The sequence below is a fragment of the Dietzia sp. DQ11-71 genome (genome assembly GCF_014144995.1).
GTDB lineage: Bacteria > Actinomycetota > Actinomycetes > Mycobacteriales > Mycobacteriaceae > Dietzia > Dietzia kunjamensis.
Genome location: NZ_JAALDT010000102.1, coordinates 1 through 2,394 on the forward strand (window position 1 = coordinate 1; position 2,394 = coordinate 2,394).

Consider the following 2,394-nt stretch of genomic DNA (forward strand, 5'->3'; position numbering starts at 1 on the left):
CTGGATCACCGGGTTCGACCCCTCCGGATCCCCGGCCATCGCCGTGAGGAAGTCGGCGGCGTACTGCAGCATCTCGTCGTCGCGCGCCTTCTCGCCGCCGGCACCCGCACGCGCGCCTGCGGCCTTGGGCAGCGGGAGCAGCACGGTCTTCTGCGTGGCCCGGTACTGCGCGGCCGGGTACATGCGCTTGAGCCGCATCTGCTGCGAGTCCAGCAGGTCGAGCGGGCCGACGCGCAGGCGCGATCCGGCCAGGACGATCTCGCGGACCCGGTACTTCTGCGCGACCAGCCGCAGCCGCGAGACGGACACCACGCGGCGGGCCTCGGCGGGTAGCGGCCCGTAGCGGTCGAGCAGCTCCTCGACCACGGCGTCGATGTCGGCGGCCTCCCGCGCCTGCGACAGCTTGCGGTACGCCTCGAGCCGGAGCCGGTCGCCGTCGACGTACTCCACGGGGATGTAGGCGTCGACGGGCAGCTCGATGCGGATCTCGCCGACCTCCTCCTCGACCTCCACCTTCTCCCCGTCGGCGATCGCGCGGTACGCCTCCACCGCCTCGCCCACGAGACGGATGTAGAGGTCGAACCCGACGCCCGCGATGTGCCCCGACTGCTCCGCGCCCAGCACGTTGCCGGCGCCACGCAGCTCGAGGTCCTTCATCGCCACGGCCATGCCGGCCCCGAGGTCGTTGTTCTGCGCGATCGTCGCGAGCCGGTCGTACGCGGTCTCGGTGAGCGGCTTCTCCGGGTCGTAGAGGAAGTAGGCGTACCCGCGCTCCCGTGACCGGCCCACGCGGCCACGCAGCTGGTGCATCTGCGACAGTCCCAGCTGGTCGGAGCGGTCCACGATGAGGGTGTTGGCGTTGGAGATGTCCAGGCCGGTCTCGACGATGGTCGTACACACCAGCACGTCGTACTCGCGGTTCCAGAACCCGCCGACGGTCTGCTCGAGCTGCTCCTCCCCCATCTGCCCGTGCGCCACCACGACGCGCGCCTCGGGCACCAGGTCGCGGATCTTCGCGGCGGTGGAGTCGATGGTCCGCACGCGGTTGTGGACGTAGAAGATCTGCCCCTCGCGCAGCAGCTCGCGCCGGATGGCGGCGGCGACGTGCTTGTCCGAGTGCGCGCCCACGTACGTCAGGACCGGCAGGCGCTCCTCGGGCGGGGTGAGGATCTGGCTCATCTCGCGGATGCCGGCCAGCGACATCTCGAGCGTGCGCGGGATCGGGGTGGCGGACATGGTGAGCACGTCGACGTGGGTGCGCAGGGACGTGATGTGCTCCTTGTGCTCGACGCCGAAGCGCTGCTCCTCGTCCACGATCACCAGGCCGAGGTTCTTCCACCGCACGCCGGTGGCGAGCAGCCGGTGTGTGCCGATCACCACGTCGACTGTCCCGTCCGCCAACCCGGCGAGGATCTTCTTGGCCTCGGCGTCGGAGGTGAACCGGCTCAGTCCACGGATCGTCACGGGGAAGCCGGTCATGCGCTCGGCGAACGTGGCCAGGTGCTGCTGCGCGAGCAGCGTCGTGGGCACCAGCACCGCGACCTGGGTGCCGTCCTGCACGGCCTTGAACGCGGCGCGCACGGCGACCTCGGTCTTGCCGTAGCCGACGTCGCCCACCACCACGCGGTCCATGGGGGCGGTCTTCTCCATGTCGTGCTTGACGTCCTCGATCGCCGTGAGCTGGTCGACGGTCTCGGTGAACGGGAACGCGTCCTCCATCTCGCGCTGCCACGGGGTGTCGGGGCCGAACGCGCGCCCGGGCGCGGACTGCCGCTTGGCGTACAGTTGCACCAGCTCGGTCGCGATCTCGCGGACCGCCTTGCGGGCCTTGCGCTTGGTGTTCTGCCAGTCGGCGCCGCCCATCTTGGACAGCGTCGGGGCCTCGCCGCCGACGTAGCGGCTGAGCTGCCCGAGCGACTCCATCGGCACGTAGAGGCGGTCACCGGCCGCGCCGCGCTTGCCGGGCGCGTACTCGATGACCAGGTATTCGCGCCGTGAGGAGCCGTCGCCGCCGCGCACCTGCCGCTCGACCATCTCCACGAACTTGCCGATGCCGTGCTGGTCGTGCACCACCCAGTCGCCGGCCTTCAGGGCCAGCGGGTCGACCTGGTTGCGGCGCTTGGAGTGGCGGGCCTTGGGGCGGGTGGTGGAGCCGAGGCGGTTGCCGGTGAGGTCCGTCTCGGAGACGACGACGAGGTCGTCCGCCACCCCGGCGGCGCCCTCGGTGAGCGAGAACCCGCCGTGCAGAACCGCCTCGTAGACCGACACGAGCCCGGAGGCCGGTGCGGATCCCGCCGTCGCGGCCGTGGCGGGGACCTCGGCCTCGGACAGGCGTTCCAGGATGCGGGCGACGGTGCCGTGGCCGGGCACGACCATCGCGGCCCGGCCGCCGCC

1 protein-coding gene is annotated in these 2,394 nt (G+C 71.5%); it reads right to left on the reverse strand.

Features of this window, described 5'->3' with window-relative positions:
• Window positions 1-2,394 (reverse strand): transcription-repair coupling factor (gene mfd, locus G6023_RS04215; RefSeq protein ID WP_182634171.1); only part of this gene is annotated, 2,394 nt, incomplete at both ends.